Origin of the sequence: Streptomyces sp. HUAS CB01, from assembly GCF_030406905.1 — a bacterium.
In the GTDB taxonomy this organism is placed as follows: Bacteria; Actinomycetota; Actinomycetes; order Streptomycetales; family Streptomycetaceae; genus Streptomyces; species Streptomyces chengbuensis.
Genome location: NZ_CP129137.1, coordinates 6,035,504 through 6,055,034, shown reverse-complemented (window position 1 = coordinate 6,055,034; position 19,531 = coordinate 6,035,504). Strand labels below are relative to the sequence as shown.

16 protein-coding genes are annotated in these 19,531 nt (G+C 73.9%); 3 read left to right on the top strand and 13 right to left on the bottom strand.

Features of this window, described 5'->3' with window-relative positions; all coding sequences use genetic code 11:
• Positions 1-39 precede the first annotated feature (39 nt).
• Together QRN89_RS26695 and QRN89_RS26690 are read right to left on the bottom strand one after the other, a co-directional pair.
• Positions 40-501, bottom strand: coding sequence for a VOC family protein (locus tag QRN89_RS26695; RefSeq protein ID WP_290353868.1), 462 nt, complete (start codon positions 499-501; stop codon positions 40-42).
• 10 nt (positions 502-511) lie between these two features.
• On the bottom strand, positions 512-1,495 hold the full coding sequence (locus QRN89_RS26690) for a DUF5996 family protein (protein WP_290351915.1): 984 nt from the start codon (positions 1,493-1,495) through the stop codon (positions 512-514).
• Positions 1,496-1,722: 227 nt separating this feature from the next.
• On the opposite strand from QRN89_RS26690, the gene QRN89_RS26685 reads away from it, so the two are divergent.
• A complete protein-coding gene (locus QRN89_RS26685) occupies positions 1,723-2,376 on the top strand; it encodes a response regulator (protein ID WP_290351914.1) in 654 nt (217 codons plus the stop codon).
• A gap of 190 nt (positions 2,377-2,566) precedes the next feature.
• On the opposite strand, the gene QRN89_RS26680 is transcribed toward QRN89_RS26685, so the two are convergent.
• Entirely contained in the window at positions 2,567-3,922 is a 1,356-nt protein-coding gene (locus QRN89_RS26680) for a sensor histidine kinase (RefSeq protein WP_290351913.1), read from the bottom strand.
• 673 nt (positions 3,923-4,595) lie between these two features.
• On the opposite strand from QRN89_RS26680, the gene QRN89_RS26675 reads away from it, so the two are divergent.
• Positions 4,596-4,991 (top strand): ATP-binding protein, encoded by a 396-nt coding sequence (locus tag QRN89_RS26675; RefSeq protein ID WP_290351912.1) that lies wholly within the window; start codon positions 4,596-4,598, stop codon positions 4,989-4,991.
• A gap of 92 nt (positions 4,992-5,083) precedes the next feature.
• Here QRN89_RS26675 and QRN89_RS26670 read toward each other — a convergent pair whose 3' ends face one another.
• From QRN89_RS26670 to QRN89_RS26625, 10 genes are all read right to left on the bottom strand, one after another.
• Positions 5,084-6,631, bottom strand: a complete 1,548-nt coding sequence (locus QRN89_RS26670) for an MFS transporter (RefSeq protein WP_290351911.1) — start codon at positions 6,629-6,631, stop codon at positions 5,084-5,086.
• Positions 6,632-7,006: 375 nt separating this feature from the next.
• Positions 7,007-7,717: a GntR family transcriptional regulator gene (locus tag QRN89_RS26665; RefSeq protein ID WP_290351910.1), complete on the bottom strand. Its 711-nt coding sequence runs from the start codon at positions 7,715-7,717 to the stop codon at positions 7,007-7,009.
• Between the two features lie 41 nt (positions 7,718-7,758).
• Positions 7,759-8,718 carry an ornithine cyclodeaminase family protein gene (locus QRN89_RS26660; protein WP_290351909.1) on the bottom strand — a complete coding sequence of 320 codons (960 nt, stop codon included), beginning with the start codon at positions 8,716-8,718 and terminating at the stop codon, positions 7,759-7,761.
• The gene (locus QRN89_RS26655) at positions 8,715-9,737 is read right to left on the bottom strand and encodes a proline racemase family protein (RefSeq protein WP_356948659.1); all 1,023 of its coding nucleotides are present in this window, start codon (positions 9,735-9,737) and stop codon (positions 8,715-8,717) included. The genes QRN89_RS26660 and QRN89_RS26655 overlap by 4 nt, the downstream gene beginning before the upstream one ends.
• Positions 9,738-9,898: 161 nt before the next feature.
• On the bottom strand, positions 9,899-10,900 hold the full coding sequence (locus tag QRN89_RS26650) for a proline racemase family protein (RefSeq protein WP_290351907.1): 1,002 nt from the start codon (positions 10,898-10,900) through the stop codon (positions 9,899-9,901).
• A 219-nt stretch (positions 10,901-11,119) separates the two neighbouring features.
• Positions 11,120-12,022 (bottom strand): dihydrodipicolinate synthase family protein, encoded by a 903-nt coding sequence (locus QRN89_RS26645; protein ID WP_290351906.1) that lies wholly within the window; start codon positions 12,020-12,022, stop codon positions 11,120-11,122.
• 286 nt (positions 12,023-12,308) lie between these two features.
• Positions 12,309-13,979 carry an FAD/NAD(P)-dependent oxidoreductase gene (locus tag QRN89_RS26640; protein WP_290351905.1) on the bottom strand — a complete coding sequence of 557 codons (1,671 nt, stop codon included), beginning with the start codon at positions 13,977-13,979 and terminating at the stop codon, positions 12,309-12,311.
• The gene (locus QRN89_RS26635) at positions 13,960-14,274 is read right to left on the bottom strand and encodes a (2Fe-2S)-binding protein (RefSeq protein ID WP_290351904.1); all 315 of its coding nucleotides are present in this window, start codon (positions 14,272-14,274) and stop codon (positions 13,960-13,962) included. Before QRN89_RS26635 ends, QRN89_RS26640 begins: the two co-directional genes overlap by 20 nt.
• The gene (locus QRN89_RS26630; RefSeq protein WP_290351903.1) at positions 14,271-15,446 is read right to left on the bottom strand and encodes an NAD(P)/FAD-dependent oxidoreductase; all 1,176 of its coding nucleotides are present in this window, start codon (positions 15,444-15,446) and stop codon (positions 14,271-14,273) included. The genes QRN89_RS26635 and QRN89_RS26630 overlap by 4 nt, the downstream gene beginning before the upstream one ends.
• 70 nt (positions 15,447-15,516) lie before the next feature.
• The gene (locus tag QRN89_RS26625) at positions 15,517-17,901 is read right to left on the bottom strand and encodes a collagenase (RefSeq protein WP_290351902.1); all 2,385 of its coding nucleotides are present in this window, start codon (positions 17,899-17,901) and stop codon (positions 15,517-15,519) included.
• Between the two features lie 211 nt (positions 17,902-18,112).
• On the opposite strand from QRN89_RS26625, the gene QRN89_RS26620 reads away from it, so the two are divergent.
• Entirely contained in the window at positions 18,113-19,498 is a 1,386-nt protein-coding gene (locus QRN89_RS26620) for an aminopeptidase P family protein (RefSeq protein WP_290351901.1), read from the top strand.
• The last annotated feature ends 33 nt before the right edge of the window (positions 19,499-19,531 follow it).

The following is a 19,531-nucleotide window of genomic DNA, read 5'->3' as shown; positions in this document are numbered from 1 at the left end:
TCGGGCGGGGGCGCGTGGGTCGGGGTACGGGGGCGGTACTCAGCCCGTCCCGGACCCCGCCGGCGGGTCCGCGTAGACGCCCCGCAGCATGCCGGTCGCCTGGCCGACCTCGATCAGACGGCCGTCAGGGTCCAGCATGTAGCACCGCAGTTCGGCCCTGCGGTCGAGGGGCTCGGTCAGGAATCGGGCGCCCTTCGCCTTCGCCCGGGCGTAGAACCCCGCGATGTCCGCGACGCGGACGTTCATGAACGCCGACACCGGGTCCCCCGGCTCGGGAGCGGTCAGGGTGACGCCCGGCTTGTCCGGGGTGGGGCCACCGCCGGGGTTCATGATGATCCAGCTGTTGGCGGCCTTCACGATGGCCGGGTTCTCCGCCAGCACCACCTCGCCGCCGAGGACGTCGGCGTAGAAGTCCCGCGAACGGGCCACGTCGCGCACGGTCAGGAAGTGCGTCAGGAACAGTCCCGTCTCCGGGGCCGGGAGAGGCGGCAGATCGGGCAGGGCGGGCACGTCAGCCCCCTTGGCGCCGGCGTCGGCGGTGGCGCGGTCGCTGCTCGGCCCACCGGTCGGGATCGTCCTCCAGTGCCTCCCGGTCCCAGCCTCCGTGCACGGCGGCCGCCTCGTAGGTCGAGTGCAGGAACGACGCGAGGGCCCGGTCGGGGTCGTCGGCGGTGCGGACCGCCTCGTAGGGCAGGAGGAACTGGCCGTTGTCCTTGCTGTAGTACGCGGCCCCGGGTGCGACCGCGTGCTCGGCGAAGCCCTCGGGTTCGGGATAGGCGTAGGCGTAGAAGGCGCCCTCCTCCCCGCCGCCCGGCCAGAAGCCGCAGCTGCTCAACTCGCGCGAGTAGCCCTCCTTCATCACCCAGTCGCCGCAGTTCGGCGCCCCGCCCGGGTGGGGCGGTGCCTCCCTGCCGGAGAATCGGGTGCAGGCCAGGTCCATCGCGCCCCAGAAGAAGTGCACCGGGCTGACCTTGCCGACGTAGTACGAACGGAACTCTCCCAGCACCCGGTCCGCCTGCAGCAGCTGCCGCCAGAACAGGTGCGCGGCATCGGGGTCGTAGGTGTCGTGCCGGTCGTCCTCGGGGAAGGGAACGGCCTCCTCGACCTCGTTCGGTGACGGCTGGATCCTCGTCGGGATTCCCAGTTCGCCGAGGGCCGACATCGTCTGGTGGTAGAAGTCCGCCACCGGCTTGGGCTCCAGCGCCACGGTGCGGACCTCGCCGTCGCTGGTGCGGACGACCAGACGGTGGTCGACGAAGTCGAACTCGATGTCGAACAGGCCCGACCGGTAGGGGATCGCGGACGTCGTCAGGCCACGGGGACTGACGTACGACGTGACCTGCCACCAGTGGTTGAGCAGCGGAGCGTGCGCCAGCCTGATCTTGCCCACGATCTGCATCCACATGTGCAGCGTGTCCCGCGTGGCGGTCCAGTCGGCCACGCGCAGCGCGGGCCAGGCGCCGGCCGGCGCGTCGGTGTCGTGGTCCCCCGTCATACCGCCTCCCTCCGTCGGAACGGGGCGATGCCGACAACGCTGCCACCGCGGGAGGGACCGGGCAACCGGGGCGGCGAGGCCGCCCGGGCGGGGTGGGGCGGTTCCTCGTCCGGCTCCGCCTTGGCGGGTCCGCTCGCGTACGGCGACGATGAGTGAGGAGGGGAGCGAGGGAGGGGTGGGGAAGGCGGGCGCGTACGGGCGCGTCCGGGCAGGTTCCGGAGGACCGCATGGTGATCCATGTCCTGATCGCCGACGACAGCGAGATCGTACGGCGCGGGCTGAGCGACATCATCGAGGCCGGTGACGATCTGCACGTCGTCGCCGAGGCCTCGGACGGGCGGAGCACCGTGGACGCCGCACGGCAGTTCAGCCCGGACGTGGCGCTGGTCGACATCCGGATGCCGGGGATGGACGGGCTGGCGGCGACCCGGGAGATCAGGGCGCTGCCGAGGCCCCCACGGGTGCTGATCCTCACGACGTTCGGCGCGGACGAGTACGTGGACGAGGCCGTACAGGCCGGCGTCAGCGGATTCCTCCTCAAGGACACGCCCCCGGAGGAGCTGCTGCGCGCCGTGCGTCAGGTCGCCGAGGGGAAGGCGGCACTGGACCCGGCGGTGACCGGGCGGGTCCTGGACCAGCTCGCGGGGCAGTCGGCGCGCATCACGTCGGCGGAACAGCAGGTACTGGACGCGCTCACGGAACGTGATCTGCAGGTGCTCCGGCTGATCGCGCGAGGGCTGTCCAACGCCGACATCGGCACAGCCCTCCACATCAGCGAGGGCACGGTCAAAGGGCAGGTCAGCAGGTTGCTGGCGAAACTGGGGGCGCACAACAGGGTGCAGGCCGCGCGGCTGGCGTACCGGGCGGGGCTGGAGCGCTGACGAGGGCGGGGCGGCAGGCGGGGGCGGGGGGTGGCAGTCGCGGGCGGGCGCCGGGACGGCGGCTGAGCGGGGGCCGGGACGGCGGCCGGGGCGGGGGCGGGGCGGGGCCGAATCGGTCTGGGCCGGGTGGATGCCGGGCCCTGGCGGACCCGGCACCGGACCGCGTCGGGGCCGCCGGTGCCGCGCCGGCTCACGGGGTCGCCGGTGCCGCGCGGTGCGGGATGAAGGCGTCGATGCGGTACCCGCCGTCGCAGGGGCCCGCCGAGAAGGTGCCGTCGAGCAGGCCGACCCGCTCCCGCAGGCCGATCAGCCCGTTGCCACCGCCCGGCGGGAGGTCACCGGCTCCGGTACCGGTCGCCGGGCCGTTGGTGACCCGCACCACCACCCCGTCGACCCGGCACTCGACGAGAACGCCGACCTCGGCCCCCGGCGCGTGCTTCGCGGCGTTGGTGAGTCCTTCCTGGACGATGCGGTGGATCGCGCGCTGGACCGCGTCCGGCAGGGCCTCGGGGTGGCCTTCGACGCGCAGTGCCGTACGGCGCCCCAGCCGGCCGGCGTGGTCGACGAGGGCCTGCAGCCGGGAGACGTCCGGCCGCGGTGACCCGGACGGCAGAGGCCGGCCGCGGTGGCCGGGGTTGAGGACGCCGAGCACCTCGCGCAGTTCCTCCAGCGCCTGGTGGCCCTCGTTCCTGATCAGCTCGGCCGCCCGGGCGACGGCCGGGTCGCGGGCCGGGTCCCCGGCCTCGAGCGCGCCCGCGGTGAGGACGATGTTGCCCACCCGGTGCGCCACCACGTCGTGGAGTTCACGGGCGATCCTGGCCCGCTCCCCCACCTGTGCCCGCTCGACGAGCAGGTGCTGCTCGCGCTCCAGGGCGTCGACGGTCGCCCGCGCCTCCAGGGCCAGGTCGCGGCGGATGGCGACGGCGTACCCGAAGACCAGCGGCCCGAGGATGAACGCGAGCGTGAATCCCGCGTCCCTCAGATCCCAGTCCGGCGGGCCCGCCCACAGCGCCAGCACGCCCGCCGTGCAGCCTGCGGCACCGTGGAGCACCAGAGTGCGGATGCGCCGGTACGTCTCCCCCACCGTGTACATGGCCACGGCGAGCGCGACCGGGGTGAAGGCGACGACGTAGCCCGCCATGACGGCGAGGGCGACCGCGCCCGGGTTGCGGCGGCGCCACCAGAGCAGGGAGCCGACCAGGCCGGACGCGACGGCGACGACGGGCGTGGGCAGGCCGGTGAGCAGGCCGTTCGACGGCTTGAACCAGGTGTCGGCCACGCCGATGGCCACGACGACCGCGGTGAGCAGGGCGTCCTTCCGCCGTACCGACCAGCCGCCGCCCCTGACGGCCAGGCCGGTCCCGCCGCCCTCGACGGCCAACTGGGCCTCACCGGTCCCGCCGGCCTCGACGGCCAACTGGGCCTCGCCGGTCCCGCCAGTCCCGCCGGTCCCGCCGGCCTGAAGGAGCTCTCGTTCCTCCAGGGCCTCACGGCCCTCATGGCCCTCATGGCCCTCCCGGCCCGCTCGACCTCCGCGCTCGGTCACTGGGCCTCACCACCTCGCGCGAGCCTTCGCACGGAATGCGCGTGTACGGGATGTGCGTGTACGGAATGCGCGTGTACGGAATGCGCGTGTACGGAATGCGCGCCTTGCGGCCACTGTAAGACGCGCCCTCCGCTCCGGCCGTGCGGGAGGACGGGCGGCCGGAGCGGAGGGCGCGGCGGACGGCCGTGCGCGAGGACGCGGCCGCGAGCGTGCGCAACCGGGCGGGCTCCGTCTCCCGCGTCACTTTGGTCACTTCCCGTGTGGACGATCGGCACGCGGAACGGGACCGCGCCCGGCCCAGCATGGAGATACGGCGCCCGCGCGGTCCGGCCCCCCGAGGAACGGCGGCCGCGGATGTGCGGCGCGGTGCCTGTTCCATCCCCCGAGGGACGGTGCCGCGCCGTACACCTGCCTGTGCGCCCGTCCGTGCCCCTGCCCGGACCCGATCCGGAGGGAGGACCGTCCCGTGCCGCATGAGCCGTATCCGGCGCGCGTCTGCGTGTTCCCCGCGCGCGGTGGGCGGGCGTACGACGAAAGTCACGCCGTCACCCTGACGTCCGGCACACCGAAGACCGGCGGAAAGGTACGTTCCGCGCCCTTCCGGCGGCACGAGGCTGGAAGGAGTGCGTGGGCCGGTGCGGACGGCCCTGCGACGGAACCCTGGAGATCACTGATGACCGGACACAGCGCAGTCGCCACCCTGCCTCGGCATCCTCGCTCGGCCGCCCGGGCCCGGCGGGTCCTCGAGGAGGTCGCGCCGGCGGACTGCGCGGTCGTGGACACCGCGGCGCTGCTGCTGTCCGAGGTGGTGTCGAACGCGGTCAGGCACGCGGACGGAGCGGCCATCGAGGTGGCCGTGGCCCGTGACCCGGCCGTGGGCGCGATCACCGGCGCGGTCTTCGACCGTGCGCCGGCCATGGGCTCAGGGTCCCGCTCGGGCGACGCACCCACGGACGAGATGGAGACGGGGCGCGGCCTGGACCTGCTGGAGGCCCTGGCGGGGTCCTGGGGCGTGGCCACGGTCGGCGACCGCGGCAAGTGGGTGTGGTTCCAGCTGCCGGCGGCGTGAAGCACGGGCACGGTGTGTGCGGGCGCAATCCCGGCTCCGCCGTGCCCTTCGTGTGCCGACGCCCTCCCGGCTCCGCCGTGCCTTCCTGTGTCTCAGCGCCCTCCCGGCTCCGCCGTGCCCTTCAGACGTGCGAGGTCCGAGGGTCGCACCTGGATGACAAGCAGGGCGATCAGCGCGGCGACACCGGTGAACACCGCGGCCAGGACGAACGCGGCACCGGTCCCCGCGGCGAGGACCTGCTCGCCCCAGGGCGGCGGCAGCTGCCCGGTGCGTTCGTAGAGCAGTCGTTGCGACGGGGTCGCCACGGCGAGGAACTCCGGCGCCTGGCGGGCCGCCTCGTGCGCGGCCGCCGCCCCGAACACCGTGACCAGGACGGACAGACCGAGCGACCCGCCGATCTGCTGGCTGGTGTTGAGCAGTCCCGAGGCCGCGCCCGACTCGTGCGCCGCGACGTGCGAGAGCGCCATGAGGGTGAGGGAGACGAACTGCAGCCCCATGCCGAAGCCGAAGAGGATCATCGGTCCGAGGATGTCCCCCGCGTACGTGGCGTGGATGCCGACACCGGTCAGCCAGGCCAGGCCGGCCGTGGCGAGGAGCGCGCCGGTCACCATGAAGGGCTTGGGCCCGAACCGGGGCAGCAGACGCGAGGCCAGGCCCGCGCCGGTCGCGATCACCGCGCTGACGGGCAGGAAGGACAGACCGGCCCGCAGCGGGCTGAAGCCGAGGACGTTCTGCACGAAGAGCGTCAGGAAGAAGAACATCCCGAACATCGCCGCGGCGAGGCTGAGCATCATCCCGTACGTGCCCGCGCGGTTGCGGTCGGCGAACATGTGCAGCGGCGTGATCGGCTGCCGGGAGCGGGTCTCCACCAGGACGAAGAGCGTGAGGACCACGGCCGCGGCGGCGAAGGACGCCAGCGTCACGGAGTCGCGCCAGCCCTCCTGGGCGGCGCGGATGAAGCCGTAGACGAGCAGCACCATGCCGAGGGTGGACGTCAGGGCGCCGGCGATGTCGAAGTGCCCCGGGTGGCGTGCGGACTCGCGGATGCGGCGCGGGGCGGCGAGGACGATGAGCAGTCCGATGGGCACGTTGACGAAGAACACCCAGCGCCAGTCGAGCCATTCGACGATGACGCCGCCCGCGAGGAGGCCGATGGCCCCGCCCGCCGCGGACACGGCCGCGAAGACGCCGAAGGCGCGGTTGCGCGCGGGCCCTTCCCGGAACGTGGTGCTGATCAGGGCCAGCGCGGTCGGGGAGGCGATCGCGCCTCCGGCGCCCTGCAGTGCGCGGGCGGCGAGCAGCTGCGGGGCGTTCTGGGCGAGTCCGCCGAGCAGGGACGCGACGACGAACACGAGCACGCCCGCGACGAACACCCGCCGCCGGCCGAGGATGTCGCCCGTCCGGCCGCCGAGCAGCAGCAGTCCGCCGAAGGTGAGCGTGTAGGCGCTGACCACCCAGGCCAGGCCGGTGGTGGAGAAGTGCAGCGAGCTCTGGATGTGCGGCAGGGCGATGTTCACGATGGTGGCGTCGAGGACGACCATCAACTGGCACGAGGCGATGACCAGCAGAGCGATCCCGTTTCCGTCGCCCCGGACGGGGGCGGCGGTGCGCGGGACGGGGGTGGGCCGGGGCGTGGTCATGGCGTGGCTGCCTGGTCGGATGGCGGGCATCCGTCCTTCGACCGTAAGCCTGGCCGGAAAGGTTGACCAGTTGATCAGATGGGGGGCGCCGACGGGTCGGCGTCGCCGGGTCCGTGGTGATCAACTGGGGTGATCGGCATTCGAGTTCGGCGGGGCGCGGGCGGGCGCGCCGGGGCGCGGGCGGAGCTGCGGGGGCGCGGGCGGGAGCCGGAAGACGGCCGCGTGCCGGAAGGCGGCCGTCGGGCCCGGGGCGTCAGGGGGACGGGCAGCTGTCGGGATCCGGAGGACGGGCGGGCGGGCCGCTGGACGTCCGGTGCTGCGGGCGAGCCTGCCGGGGCCGGGGCCGGCCGGGTGGGGACGCTGCCGGCTCTGCGGTCAGCGGGCGCCGAGCGTGCGCTTGGGGCGGGGCTCCACGGGTTCGTCCCTGGCCTGCGCCCAAAGGGAACGGACGTGGCCGAGGTGGCGGGCCATGCACTCCTCGGCCGCGAGCTCGTCACCGGAGAGCATCAGGTCGAGCAGCTCGTGGTGCTCCTCGGCGGACGCGACCAGCAGGCCCAGTTCGTCGAGCCGGGTGAGGCCGTAGAGCCGGGAGCGCTTGCGCAGGTCTCCGACGGTCTCGACGAGGCGGTGGTTGCCGGCCAGGGCGAGCAGACCGAGATGGAAGCGGCGGTCGGCGTCGAGGTAGCCGATGAGATTGTGGTTGCCGGCGTGCTCCACGATCTCCTCGGCCACCGGTCGAAGGGCCTCCAACTGCGCCTCGGTGGCGATCTGCGTGACCCGGCCGATGGTCGGGACCTCGATCAGGGCGCGGAGTTCGGTGTACTGGTCGAGGTCGCGCTCGCTGACCTCGGTGACGCGGAAGCCCTTGTTGCGGACCGGTTCGACCAGTCCCTCGCGGGCGAGGTCCAGCATGGCCTCGCGGACCGGTGTGGCGGAGATGCCGAAGTCCGCGGCGAGTCCCGGCGCGGAATAGACATGGCCGGGGCGGAGTTCACCGGCGACGAGTGCGGCCCGCAGGGCATGGGCGACCTGGTCGCGCAGCCGCTCCTGAGCGGTGATCAGGCCGATCTGCTTCAGGTCCCCCATGGCGCTTCCTCCGAGAATCAGTGGAGGGCAAGCGTACAATGTCACGTTTCCCCGCCCGCTCCGGTCGTGGCCGCCCTGTGGACGGCGGCGGCCACGGCAAGATCCTCCCAGGCCATGCCGACGCTCTTGAAGAGCTGTGGACGACCGGCGTCGGGCCCCGTGCGGCCGGTGGCCAGTTCGGCGAGCGTCCCCCTGATGTGGTCCGGCCCGACGGCTCCCTCGGCCTCGGGTACGAGGAGGTCCCCGGCCTCGCGCCGGGCGGCCGCGCGCGCCTCGACGTAGACGGCCGAGCGGCGGACGAGCGCGGTGTCGGTCTCTCGGGCGTCCGGTTCGTGGGAGCCGACGGCGATGACGGTGGCGTGGTCGGGGACCAGCCGGCCGTCGAACAGCGGCTCGCGTGCGGTGGTGCAGCACAGTACGAGGTCGGCGCCGGCCACGTCGTCGGGTGTGCCGGTACGGGCGTGCGGACCGAGCGCGCGGGCGTGGGCGGCGAGTCGCTCGGCGTGCTCCGTGCGTCGTGAGACCACCGTCACGCGGGTCAACGGTCTTTCCGCGAGGGCCGCTTCGAGGTGCCCGTACGCCTGGGGACCGGCGCCGAAGATCACCGCGTGGCTGGTGTCGGGCGCGGCGAGCTGCCTCAGGGCGACGGCGGACACGGCGGGGGTGCGCAGCGCGGTCAGCGCGGCGCCGTCCAGGAGCGCCAGCGGGACCAGGGTCCGGGCGTCGAGGAGCAGGTAGCCGCCGGTGATGCGCGGCAGTCCGCGCGCGGGGTTGGCCGGGGCGACACCCGCGATCTTCACCCCGGCGTGGCCGCCGGCGGTCGCGGGCATGAGCAGCAACTGCCCGGCCGGGACGGTGACCTGGGTGCGCGGTGGGCAGTCCTCCGGATCGAGGCCGCCGCGGAGTGCGGCCTCGACCGCGTCGGCCGCGGCCGCCGGCGGGAGGAGCCGGGCGATGTCGGCGGCGCCGAGGTGGAGCAGGTCCGGGGCGGGCTCGTTCACAGCAGGAATCCGGTCGCGAGGGTGTCGTCGGGGTCGAGGAGGAAGGTGTGCTCGCCGGTGCGGTGGGCGGTTCCGGTGACCTCGGTGACGGTGCCCTCGTCGGTGCGGGTGACCACGCGGCCCGTGAAGACCGTGCCGATGACGGACTCGTGGTGGAGGACGTCGCCGGGGCCCAGCCTGCCGTCCTCGGCGAGCAGGGCGAGGCGTGCGGAGGTGCCGGAGCCGCAGGGCGAGCGGTCGATCTGGCCGTCTGCGAAGACGGTCACGTTGGCCTGGGCCGGTCCGGCCGCGGTCTCGGGGAGTTCCTCGTGCAATATCACCCCGTAGACACCCGACAGCAGGGGGCTGTCGGGGTGCCAGGTGGCGGGGTGACCGGCGAGCGCGGCCCTGATCTCGCGTCCGGCGCGGACGAGTCGGGGCAGTGAGGCGCGGTCCACGTCGAGACCGAGCTGCGCGGCGGGCACGGAGGCGTAGCAGGCCCCGGCGTGGGCGATGTCGACGTCCGCCGTGCCGAAGCCGGTGGCGACCGGGACCTTCCGGGCCGTCACCCGGGCGGGGACGTTGCGGAAGGTGACGGCGGTGGTGCGGCCGTCCGCGCGGTGGACGGTGGCCGTGACGCGGCCGGACGGCACGTCGATCCGGACCCGCACGGAGCCGTCGTCGGGTGCCGTGACGCGGCCGCTGTCGACGGCCCAGGCGCCGAGAGCGATCGTGCCGTGCCCGCAGGCGGTGGAGTAGCCGTCCTTGTGCCAGAACAGGACGCCGAGATCCGCGCCTTCGTCGTCCGGTGGCACCACGAAGCCGCCGTACATTCCCGCGTGACCGCGCGGCTCCTGGACGAGGAGCCGGCGGATGTCGTCGATCGCGCCGGGCCGGGGAGCGGTGGCTGAGCCTCCGGCGCCGATGGCGTTGGCGCAGCGCTCGGCGACGGTGCCGCCGGGGACCGGGGGCAGTCCTCCTGCGACGATGCGGAAGGGTTCACCGGCCGTGTGGTAGTCGGTGGTGCGGACGGTCGTCAACGGCCCGGCGCCTGGCGGGGCCTGGGGCACCGGCGCCGGACGGTTCGTTCCGGCCGGTGCGTCCGGGACGGCCCGCGGAGCCGCGGGCGGCGGCGCGCTCCCGGATGTCGGCGCAGCGGGTGGGGTCGGCGCGGTGGCCGGAGTGGGTGAGGTCGGCGCGGTCACAGGAGGAAGCCTCCGGGGAACGGGTCGGACGGATCGAGGAAGTACTGGGCGGTGCCGGTGATCCAGGCCCGGCCCGTGACGGTGGGGATCACGGCGGGCAGTCCGCCGACGGTGGTCTCCCCGACGAGGCGCCCGGTGAACTCGGTTCCGATGAAGGACTCGTTGACGAAGTCCCGGCCGAGGGGGAGCTCGCCCCGTGCGTGGAGCTGCGCCATGCGGGCGCTGGTGCCGGTGCCGCAAGGGGAGCGGTCGAACCAGCCCGGGTGGATGGCCATGGCGTGCCGGGACCGTACGGCGTCCGAGCCGGGTGCGGTGAGGTAGACGTGCTTGACGCCGGCGATGCCGGGGTCCTCGGGGTGGACGGGCCGGTCGGTGGCGTTGATGGCGTCCATGACGGCGAGGCCGGCGGCGAGCAGGTCGTCCTTGCGGTCGCGGTCGAAGGGCAGCCCGAGGGCGTCGAGGGAGACGAAGGCGTAGAAGTTGCCGCCGTACGCGATGTCGTAGGTGACGGTGCCGTGGCCGGGGACCTCGGCCTTGAGGTCGAGTCCGAGGCAGAAGGAGGGCACGTTGGTGAGCGTGACGGAGCGTGCCTCGCCGTCCTCGACGTGGACGTCGGCGGAGACGAGTCCGGCGGGGGTGTCGAGGCGGACGGTGGTGACCGGTTCGGTGACGGGCACCATGCCGGTCTCGACGAGGACGGTGGCGACGCCGATGGTTCCGTGGCCGCACATCGGCAGCAGTCCCGACACCTCGATGAACAGCACCCCGTGGTCGGCGTCGGGCCGGGTGGGCGGCTGCAGGATCGCACCGCTCATGGCGGAGTGGCCGCGCGGCTCGTACATCAGCAGGGTGCGGACGTCGTCGAGGTGTTCGGCGAAGTGCAGCCGGCGTTCGGCCATGGTGGCGCCGGGGACGACGCCGACGCCTCCGGTGACGACCCGTGTGGGCATCCCTTCGGTGTGCGAGTCGACGGCGTGGTAGACGTGGCGGGTGCGCATGGGTGGTGTCCCCTTCTCGTGCTGCCCGTTCTCGTACTGCGCGTTCTCGTGTTGCCCGGCCTTGTGCTTCCGGTCTCGTACTGCCCGGTCCTGTGCTGCCGGTCTCGGCACGTCCGGTCCTGTGCTGCCGGTCCCGGCATGTCCGGCCGGTGCGGCCAGGGCGTGTTGCGGAAGCAGCTCCGCCCGCTCGCGGGCCAGGAGAGACGTCCGCAACACGGCCTAGTGGTGGCCTTCCGCGAGGGCCTTCCCGGTCGCGGCGCGGACGGCGGCGTCCTGTTCGCCGCTGAGGGGGGAACGGGGCGGGCGGGTGGGGCCGCCGGGGCGTCCGGCGAGGTCCATGGAGAGCTTGATGGCCTGGACGAACTCGGTCTTGGAGTCCCAGCGCAGCAGCGGGTGGAGGGACTTGTAGAGCGGCAGCGCGGTGTCCAGGTCTCCGGCGACGGCGGCGCGGTAGAGCGTGGCGCAGGCGGTGGGAAGGGCGTTGGGGTAGCCCGCGATCCAGCCGACCGCGCCGGCCAGGGCGAGTTCGAGCAGGACGTCGTCGGCGCCGATCAGCAGGTCGAGGCCCGGGGCGAGTTCGGCGATCTCGTAGGCGCGGCGGACGTCGCCGCTGAACTCCTTGACGGCGACGATGCTCTGTTCGCCGTGCAGCCGGGCGAGCAGGTCGGGGGTGAGATCGGTGCGCGTGTCGTAGGGGTTGTTGTAGGCGACGACCGGCAGTCCGGACAGGGCGGCCTCGGCGTAGTGGGCGGCGACGGTGTCCGGATCGGCGCGGTAGGCGTTGGGGGGCAGCAGGAGGACGGAACCGGCGCCGGCCTCGGCCGCCTGGTCGGCCCAGCGACGGGCTTCGGCACTGCCGTACGCCGAGACGCCGGGCATCACGCGGTTCCCGTCACCCGCCGCCTCGACGGCGGTGCGGACGACCCGGGCGCGTTCGTCGTCGGTGAGTGTCTGGTACTCGCCGAGGGAGCCGTTGGGGACGACGCCGTCGCAGCCGTTCTCGATCAGCCAGGCGACATGGGCGGCGTAGGCGTCGTAGTCGACGGAGAGGTCGTCGCGGAGGGGCAGGGCGGTGGCGACCATGATGCCGTGCCAGGGACGGGTGCGGGGTGCGGGTGCCATGGCTACTCCTAGTGTGAGGTGTGACATTTTACTTAGTGGCGGGTCACTGCCACAAGGGCGAGCGACGGTACGGGCGTTGTCCTCTGACGAACCGTCGACGGGTCGTCGAGGGATCGACGACGGTCGCCGACGAGCCCCGTCGGGGCCGGGCGGCAGGGCCGGGCACGTGTCTCCGGGGCCCGTCGCCGTGGGGCGTGTCCACGGGTGGTGAAGGTCCGGTGGAGGGGGCGGCTGCCCCGCGCACGCCGTACCCGATGCCGTCCGGTGCCGAGGCCCGTCCCGCGGGTCAGCCTTCGGCCGGGGCGGGCGGCGGGGTTCCGGCGGGAGGACCGTCCGGGGGCAGACCGGCGAGGTGGCCGAGCGGTACGGGGCAGGACAGGGGTCGCCGGTCCGGAACCGGCTCCGAGCCGACCAGAGAGGCGACCGCCGGGCCGCACATGCGTCCCTGGCACCAGCCCATTCCGGCGCGGGTCAGCAGTTTGACGGTACGGACGTCCCGCGCACCGAGTTCGCCCGCCGCTTCCCTGATCGCGCCGGCCGGGACCTCCTCGCAGCGGCAGACGTGGGTGGCGTCGTCGAGCCATGCGGTCCAGCCTTCGCCCGGCCGGTGCACGGCGGCCATCGCCTCGCCGAAGGCCCGCAGCCGGTCGCGGCGTCCCCGCAGGGCCGCGGCGTGCGACGGCAGCGGGGTGCCGTGCAGGGCGCGGGCCACGGAGTGCGCGGCCAGTTCGCCCTCGGTCAGGGCGAGTTCGGCGCCGCCGATCCCGCCGGTCTCCCCGGCCGACCAGACACCCGGCACGGATGCGCGCTGCTCGTCGTCGAGTTCGAGGGCGGGGGTGCCGTCGGCCGTGCGACGGGTGGCGCAGCCGAGTCCGGTGGCGAGTTCGAGCTGGGGCACGAGTCCGTGGCCGGTGGCGAGGGAGTCGCAGGGGATGCGGCGGGCGGTGCCCGGTACCGGACGCCAGTCGCGGTCGAGCCGTTCGACCGTGACGGCCTCGACCCGGGCGGTGCCGTGGGCGGCGGTGACGGCGTGGCGGGTGAGGACCCGTACGCCGTGCCGGAGCAGCGTGGCGCCGTGGGCGGCTCCTTCGGCGAGCTTGCCGGGGTTGCGCAGCAGGGCGGTGGGGCGGCGTGCGTAGGCGGGATAGGCGGCGGCCTCGACGACCGTGGGCACGGTGCCGCCCGCGGCGGCGAGGGAGGCGGCGACGGCGAGCAGCAGGGGCCCGCTTCCGGCGACGACGGTCCTGCGGCCGGGGAGGACGAGACCGGACTTGAGCATGGCCTGGGCTCCGCCCGCGCCGACGACACCCGGCAGGGTCCAGCCGGGGAAGGGCAGTTGGCGTTCGTAGGCTCCGGTGGCGAGGAGGACGGTGCGCGCCCGGACGGTGACGGCCGTCTCGCCGCCGTCACCGCGGGGGCCACCACCGTCACCGCGGGGGCCGCCGCCGTCACCGCGGGAGCCGCCGCTGTGGCCGTCCTCGCGGCCCTCCGGGCCGTGGCCCGTGCCGGAGCCCTCGTCCACGACGGCGTGCAGTCGCCACACCGGGGCCGGGTCCTCCGGCCGGGCCGACGCGGGCCGTTCGGGCCGTTCGGGCCGTTCGGGCAGGACGGTCCACACGTGGTGGCCCGGCAGGTGGCGGACGCGACCCCCGGCGACATGGGCGCGCAGCCGGTGTTCGAGACGGGCGAAGGCCGGCCAGTGGTGGTGCAGGGCCTGGGGCCGAGCGGCGCGGAGGGCGGGTGCGGGGTGGCGGTAGTACTGGCCGCCGGGGCGCTCCCCCGCGTCGAGGAGCGTCACGCGCAGTCCGAGTCCGGCCGCGGTGACGGCGGCGGCGAGCCCGGCGGGTCCCGCGCCGACGACGGCGAGGTCGCAGGGCGGTTCACCCCCGGTGCGGGGTGGTGGGTCACCGCCGGTGGCGCCGGGGGGTGGGCCGGGTTCAGACGGTGAGGTCGTCATGGCCGGTCCCCTTCTGTGTGGTGACCACGTCGCCGGGGCGTGCGGGGACGAGGCAGGCACGCCGGTTGGGGCGGCCGTTGACGGTGGCGAGGCAGTCGTAGCAGGTGCCGATCCCGCAGAAGGCGCCTCGGGGTGTGCCGCCGTCACGGGTGGTGCGCCAGGCGAGGATCCCGGCGGCCCACAGGGCGGCGGCGACGCTCTGCCCGGGGAGGGCGGGGACGGGGCGTCCGTCGAAGGTGATCTCGTACGGGGGGCCGGGTTCGGCGCGGACGAGCCGGGCCGGGGTGGTGGTCACTGCGCTGCTCCTGCCGGGTCGAATCGTTCGGGCCGGAACGGCCGCGGGTCCAGGGCGGGCCGGTCGCCGGTGAGTGCGGCGGCGACCAGGAGTCCGGTGGCGGGGGCGAGGCCGATGCCCGCGCCTTCGTGGCCGCACGCGTGGAACAGTCCGGGGACGCGCGGGTCGGGGCCGATGGCGGGGAGGTGGTCGGGGAGGTAGGGGCGGAAGCCGTGGTAGGTGCGGATGACGCGGACGCGGGCGAGTACGGGGAAGAGGGCGGCCGCCTGGCGGGCGAGCCGGCGGAGGGCCTCGGCGGAGAGGGTGCGGTCGAAGCCGACGCGTTCGCGGGTGGCGCCGATCAGGACCGGTCCGGCGGGGGTGCCCTCGACGACGGCGGAGGACTGGAGGGCCGCGGAGCCGCTGGCGACGTCGGAGATGTAGTCGGCGGCGTAGACCTTGTGGCGGACGACGCGCGGCAGGGGCTCGGTGACGAGGACGAAGCCGCGGCGCGGGTGGACGGGCAGATGGGTGCCGGCGAGGCGGGCGAGGTCGCCGGCCCAGGTGCCGGTGGCGTTGACGACGGCGGGGGCGTGGAGTTCCCGGTGGGGTGTGCGAACGCCGTACAGGGTGCCGTCGGGGTGGGTGAGGAGGCCGGTGACCTCTTCGCCGAGGTGGACGGCCGCGCCGGAGCGGCGTGCCGAGGCGAGGAGTCGGGCGGCGGCGCGGGCGGGCTGGACCTGGGCGTCCTGGGGGTAGTGGAAGCCGCCGGCGAGGCCGGGGGCCAGGTGGGGTTCCAGGTCGTGGAGTGCGTGGGAGGGGACTTCGTACGTCTCGACGCCTGCGGTGCGCTGGGCCGCGGCGAATCGGCGGAGTGCGGTGAGGGCGGTCTCGTCGGGCGCCACGACGAGACCGCCCTTGGGCTCGTACTCCGTCTCCGGTGGGAGGACGTCGGCGAGTTCGCGCCAGAGTCGGGTGGACAGCAGCGCGAGGTCGAGCTCGGGGCCCGTCTCCTTGTCGGAGACGAGGAGGTTGCCTTCCCCGGCGCCGGTGGTGCCGCCCGCGACGGAGCCGCGGTCGACGACGGCGACGGCGAGGCCGGCACGGCTCGCGTAGTGTGCGCAGGCCGCTCCGACGACGCCGGCGCCGACGATGACGGCGTCCAGGGGACCGCGAGGGTTTCCGGTGGGCACGGCAGTAATATGTCACATTGCCTTGTCGCCGGGGAAGGGAATCGCGGGAACGGCTCCGCCCCCGCGCGACTCAGCTGCGGAGGGGCCCTTCGCAGCGGTAAGTGGACGTACCGGCCCGGCCGTTGGTCCAGATCTCGACCGGGCCGAAGGAGCAGTTCATGTCCGCGAGATTGGTGGACGCGGCTCCGGCCCGGTCGAGGATGAAGTAGTCCACGGTCTCGGACATGTCCTTGAAGACGAGGTCCGGGGACGCGGCGTCGGTGAGGTTGGCGGTGATCCGGCCGGTGCAGGTGAAGCGCCGCTTTCCGGGGTCGCCGTTCTCCCCGCAGACGGGGTCGGACTGGGTGGCGGAGGCGAAGGAGGCGCGGACGGCCTCGGCCGAGGCGTCCCTGAGCCGGTCGTTGGGGGTGTAGGTGGTGTCGGGCACGAACAGCTCGTCGACCTTCGCGATCTGCGCGTCGAGGAAGGCGTCGTAGGCGCGCTGGAGTGCGGGGTCGCCGCCGAGCCGGCTGCGCCAGGCGTCGAAGCCCGCGGGGTCGTCCGCCCGGAGCAGCCCGTACATCTCCCGCAGCAGCGACGGGCGTTCGGTCCAGAGGAACTCGAAGAAGGTGCCCGCGTAGTCGTAGAAGCGGAAGCCGTCGCCGTCGTAGGTGGCGTGGAGGAGCTGGTTCACGGTCATCCGCGGGCCGCCGCCGGCGGTGTCGTCGATGACGCCCTGGACGAGGGACTTGCGGACGGCTATGCCGTCGTCGCGGGTGGCGCCGTCGAAGAACTCGGCCGTGCCCTCGTCCATGGCGGTGGTGCGGTCGCCGCTGTACCAGGGGCCCTCCCCGAAGTATCCGGGCACGGCCCAGCGGCCGTTGAGGTAGTGCACGTACTCGTGCCGGAAGAGTTCCTCGAGGGTGAGGGAGGAGTCCTGCGGGACCCTGCGCTGGTAGGTGTAGAACGTGGCGCCGCGTTCGATGTAGATGCCGCCGTTCTCGGTGCCCATGCCGGTGAGGATGGGGTGGTAGACCTCGTAGTCGGCGCGGGAGGCGTAGAGCACGATGTTGAGTGAGGTGTTGGTGTCGCCGGCGAGTGGGGCCTCGGCGCCGAGTACCCGGTGGAACTGGGCCTTGACCTGCTTGCTCGCGTAGTAGAGCTGGTCGACGGTGGCGCGGTCGAGGGCGGTGCGGACCTTGATGGCGCCGTTGTCGTAGCTGAAGGTGTGCGGGAAGATCTGCCGCTCGATGTCGTCCTTGCAGACCGCGTAGGGCCTGCACGCCTCGTAGAAGTTGAGCCAGGAGACGAGCGAGGCCCAGGGGCGGCTGCCGTTGCCGAAGTTGGCGCGGGTGACGGGAAGCAGGGCGCCGAGGTCGGGGAGGATCCCGGCGTTGAGCGGGGCGATCTGGCCGAAGCGGCCGTACTCGCTCAGGGCGTCGCGCACGACCCACTCGTTGACGGTGCCCTTGAGGTGGGTGTGGCCCGCGAAGGCCCGGAAGGCGGCGCGGTACGAGACGTTGCCCGTGACGACGTTGTGGAACGCGGTGTCCTTGTTGCCGGGGTAGACGCCGAGGTAGTTGACGGAGAGGGCGGCGAGGGCCGCACCGCCCCAGGAGGCGTCGTCGTACTGGCCCTTGTGGTACCTGTCCATCGTGGCGAGGACCTTCTTGATCAGCCCGAGCTGGCTGTGGCGCAGTCCGGGGGCGCTTCCCGTGTAGAGGGCCTCGCGGAGGGTCTCGGCGTTGGCGCGGGTGACGTGGAAGGTGCGGGCGGCGGTGCCGAAGTCGTTGACGGCGCGCCGCAGGATCTCGGTGGTCGGGGTGTCGGTGATGTCGATCTCGGGGCGCGAGAAGTCGTGGTAGGCGACGGCGTGGAGATAGGTGAACATCTCCAGCAGGTGGGTGCTGTTGGCGCCGTCGTGTGCGGCGGCGAGTGAGGATATCCGCCGGCCGACGGCCTGGACGTGCGCGTCGGACATGACGGGGGCGAGGCGGGCGTCCCAGGTCCAGATGAGGCCGGAGAGGCAGCCGTCTGCGGTGACGGCGGGGTCGGCGAGGAAGTCGGCGAGCTGCTGGGGGCCGAGGCGGGTGAGGCCGTCGAGGGTGCAGGGCACTCCGGCGGCGGTAAGGGTGTCACCGCTGCGGGCGGTGTCGGCGCGGGGGGTGCCGGTGCTCTGGCGGCCGGGGGTGCGGCCCTGGGCGAGGCCTCCGGGTGCGGGGGCGGGGCCCGCGGTGGGCTTCGGGGCCCGGGCGAGGCGGTCGACCTCGTCGTGCGGGTCCGTGCCGGGGGCGCTGGGTGCGGGCCGGCCGGTGAACGCCGCGGGCGCGGTGCGGGCCGCGGGGTCGCCGGTGGCGGTGGCGGTGGCGGTGGCGTGCGCGGTCTGGCCCAGGGGGGCGAGGAGGGTGACGGCGACCGCTGCGGCGAGCAGGGGTCTGCGCGGGGAGCGGGGCAGCGCGGATCGGAGCTGGGACACCGGTGTCTCCTGTGTGGGAGGTGGCTGGGGGGTGGTGTGTCAGCGGTGCGGTGATCGCGAAGTTCCGTGAGGTACGCGGGAATTGGCCGTACCGTGGCGGCGCGATGTGACCCGTAACATAGTAATGTGAAATTGCACTGACAAGCCCTCAGCACCGTTCCGCATGCGCGGGATTCGAGGATTCACGGGTTCAAGGATTCGAGGAGTCGAGATGGCCGGTAGTGACCCCCTCCCCCAGCGCCTCCGCACCGGGAGCCATGACCTGCCGGTTTCCCCGGAGTTGGCCGCGTTCATGTGCACGGACTGGGCGGAGGGGGCGTCGCCCGCCGATGCCCGGGTGCCGGCCCGTGACATGACACCGGGCCGGCGGGACCGGCTCTCTGCGCGGTTCCCCGGCGAGCGGCTGCTGGTTCCGGCCGGCGAGGTGAAGGTCCGTTCGAACGACTGCGACCACCGGTTCCGTCCGCACAGTGCCTACGCCTGGCTGACGGGACTGACCGGCGAGGACCAGCACGGCCATGTGCTGGTGCTGGAGCCGTCCGGTCCGGGCGGCGGGCACGAGGCCGTACTGTACGTCCGCCCCCGGCCGGCGCGCGCCGCCGGGGACGACACGTTCTACCGGGACCGCAGGTACGGGGAGTTCTGGGTCGGCCGGCGGCCCGATCTGGCCGAGGCGGAGCGGCTGACGGGCGTCCGGTGCGTCCATCTCGACGATCTCGGTCTGCTGCCGCCCGGCCGCGATGCCGCGTCCGATCCCGCGCTGGCAACGGCCCTCGCCGAACTCCGGCTGGTCAAGGACCCCTGGGAGGTCGCCGAGTTGCAGCGGGCCGTGGACCACACGGCGGCCGGTTTCGAGGACGTCGTGCGTGAGCTGCCGCGTGCGCTGGCCCATCCGCGCGGTGAGCGGTGGGTCGAGGGTGTCTTCGGCCTGCGGGCCCGGCTGGAGGGCAACGGCACCGGCTACGAGACGATCGCCGCGTCCGGGGCGCACGCGTGCGTGCTGCACTGGACCCGGAACGACGGCCGTCTCGACCCGTCCGAACTGCTGCTGCTCGACGCGGGGGTGGAGACCGACACCCTCTACACGGCGGACGTCACCCGGACGCTGCCGCTGTCGGGCCGCTTCTCGTCCGTGCAGCGGCGGGTGTACGAACTGGTCCTCGCCGCGCAGGAGGCGGGCATGGCGGCGCTGCGGCCAGGGGCGCGGTTCCGTGACTTCCACCGCGCCTGCACGGGGGTGATCGCCGAGGGGCTGGTGGACTGGGGGGTGCTGAAGGACCCGGGGGGCGACCGCCACCGCCGGTACACGCTGTGCAGCAGCGGCCACATGCTCGGGCTCGACGTGCACGACTGCGCCCGGGCCCGCGCGGAGGCGTATCTGGACGGGGTGCTGGAGGAGGGGCAGGTGCTGACGGTGGAGCCGGGTCTGTACTTCCAGCCGGACGACGGGACGCTGCCGGCCGAGTTGCGCGGGATCGGGGTGCGCATCGAGGACGATCTGGTCGTCACGGCGGACGGGGCGCGGCTGATGTCGGGGGCGCTTCCGCGTACGCCGGGGGCGGTCGAGGAGTGGATGGGTTCGTTGCTGGAGGGCTGACGCCGGTCGGTCCGCGCCGGCGGTCGACGGGGG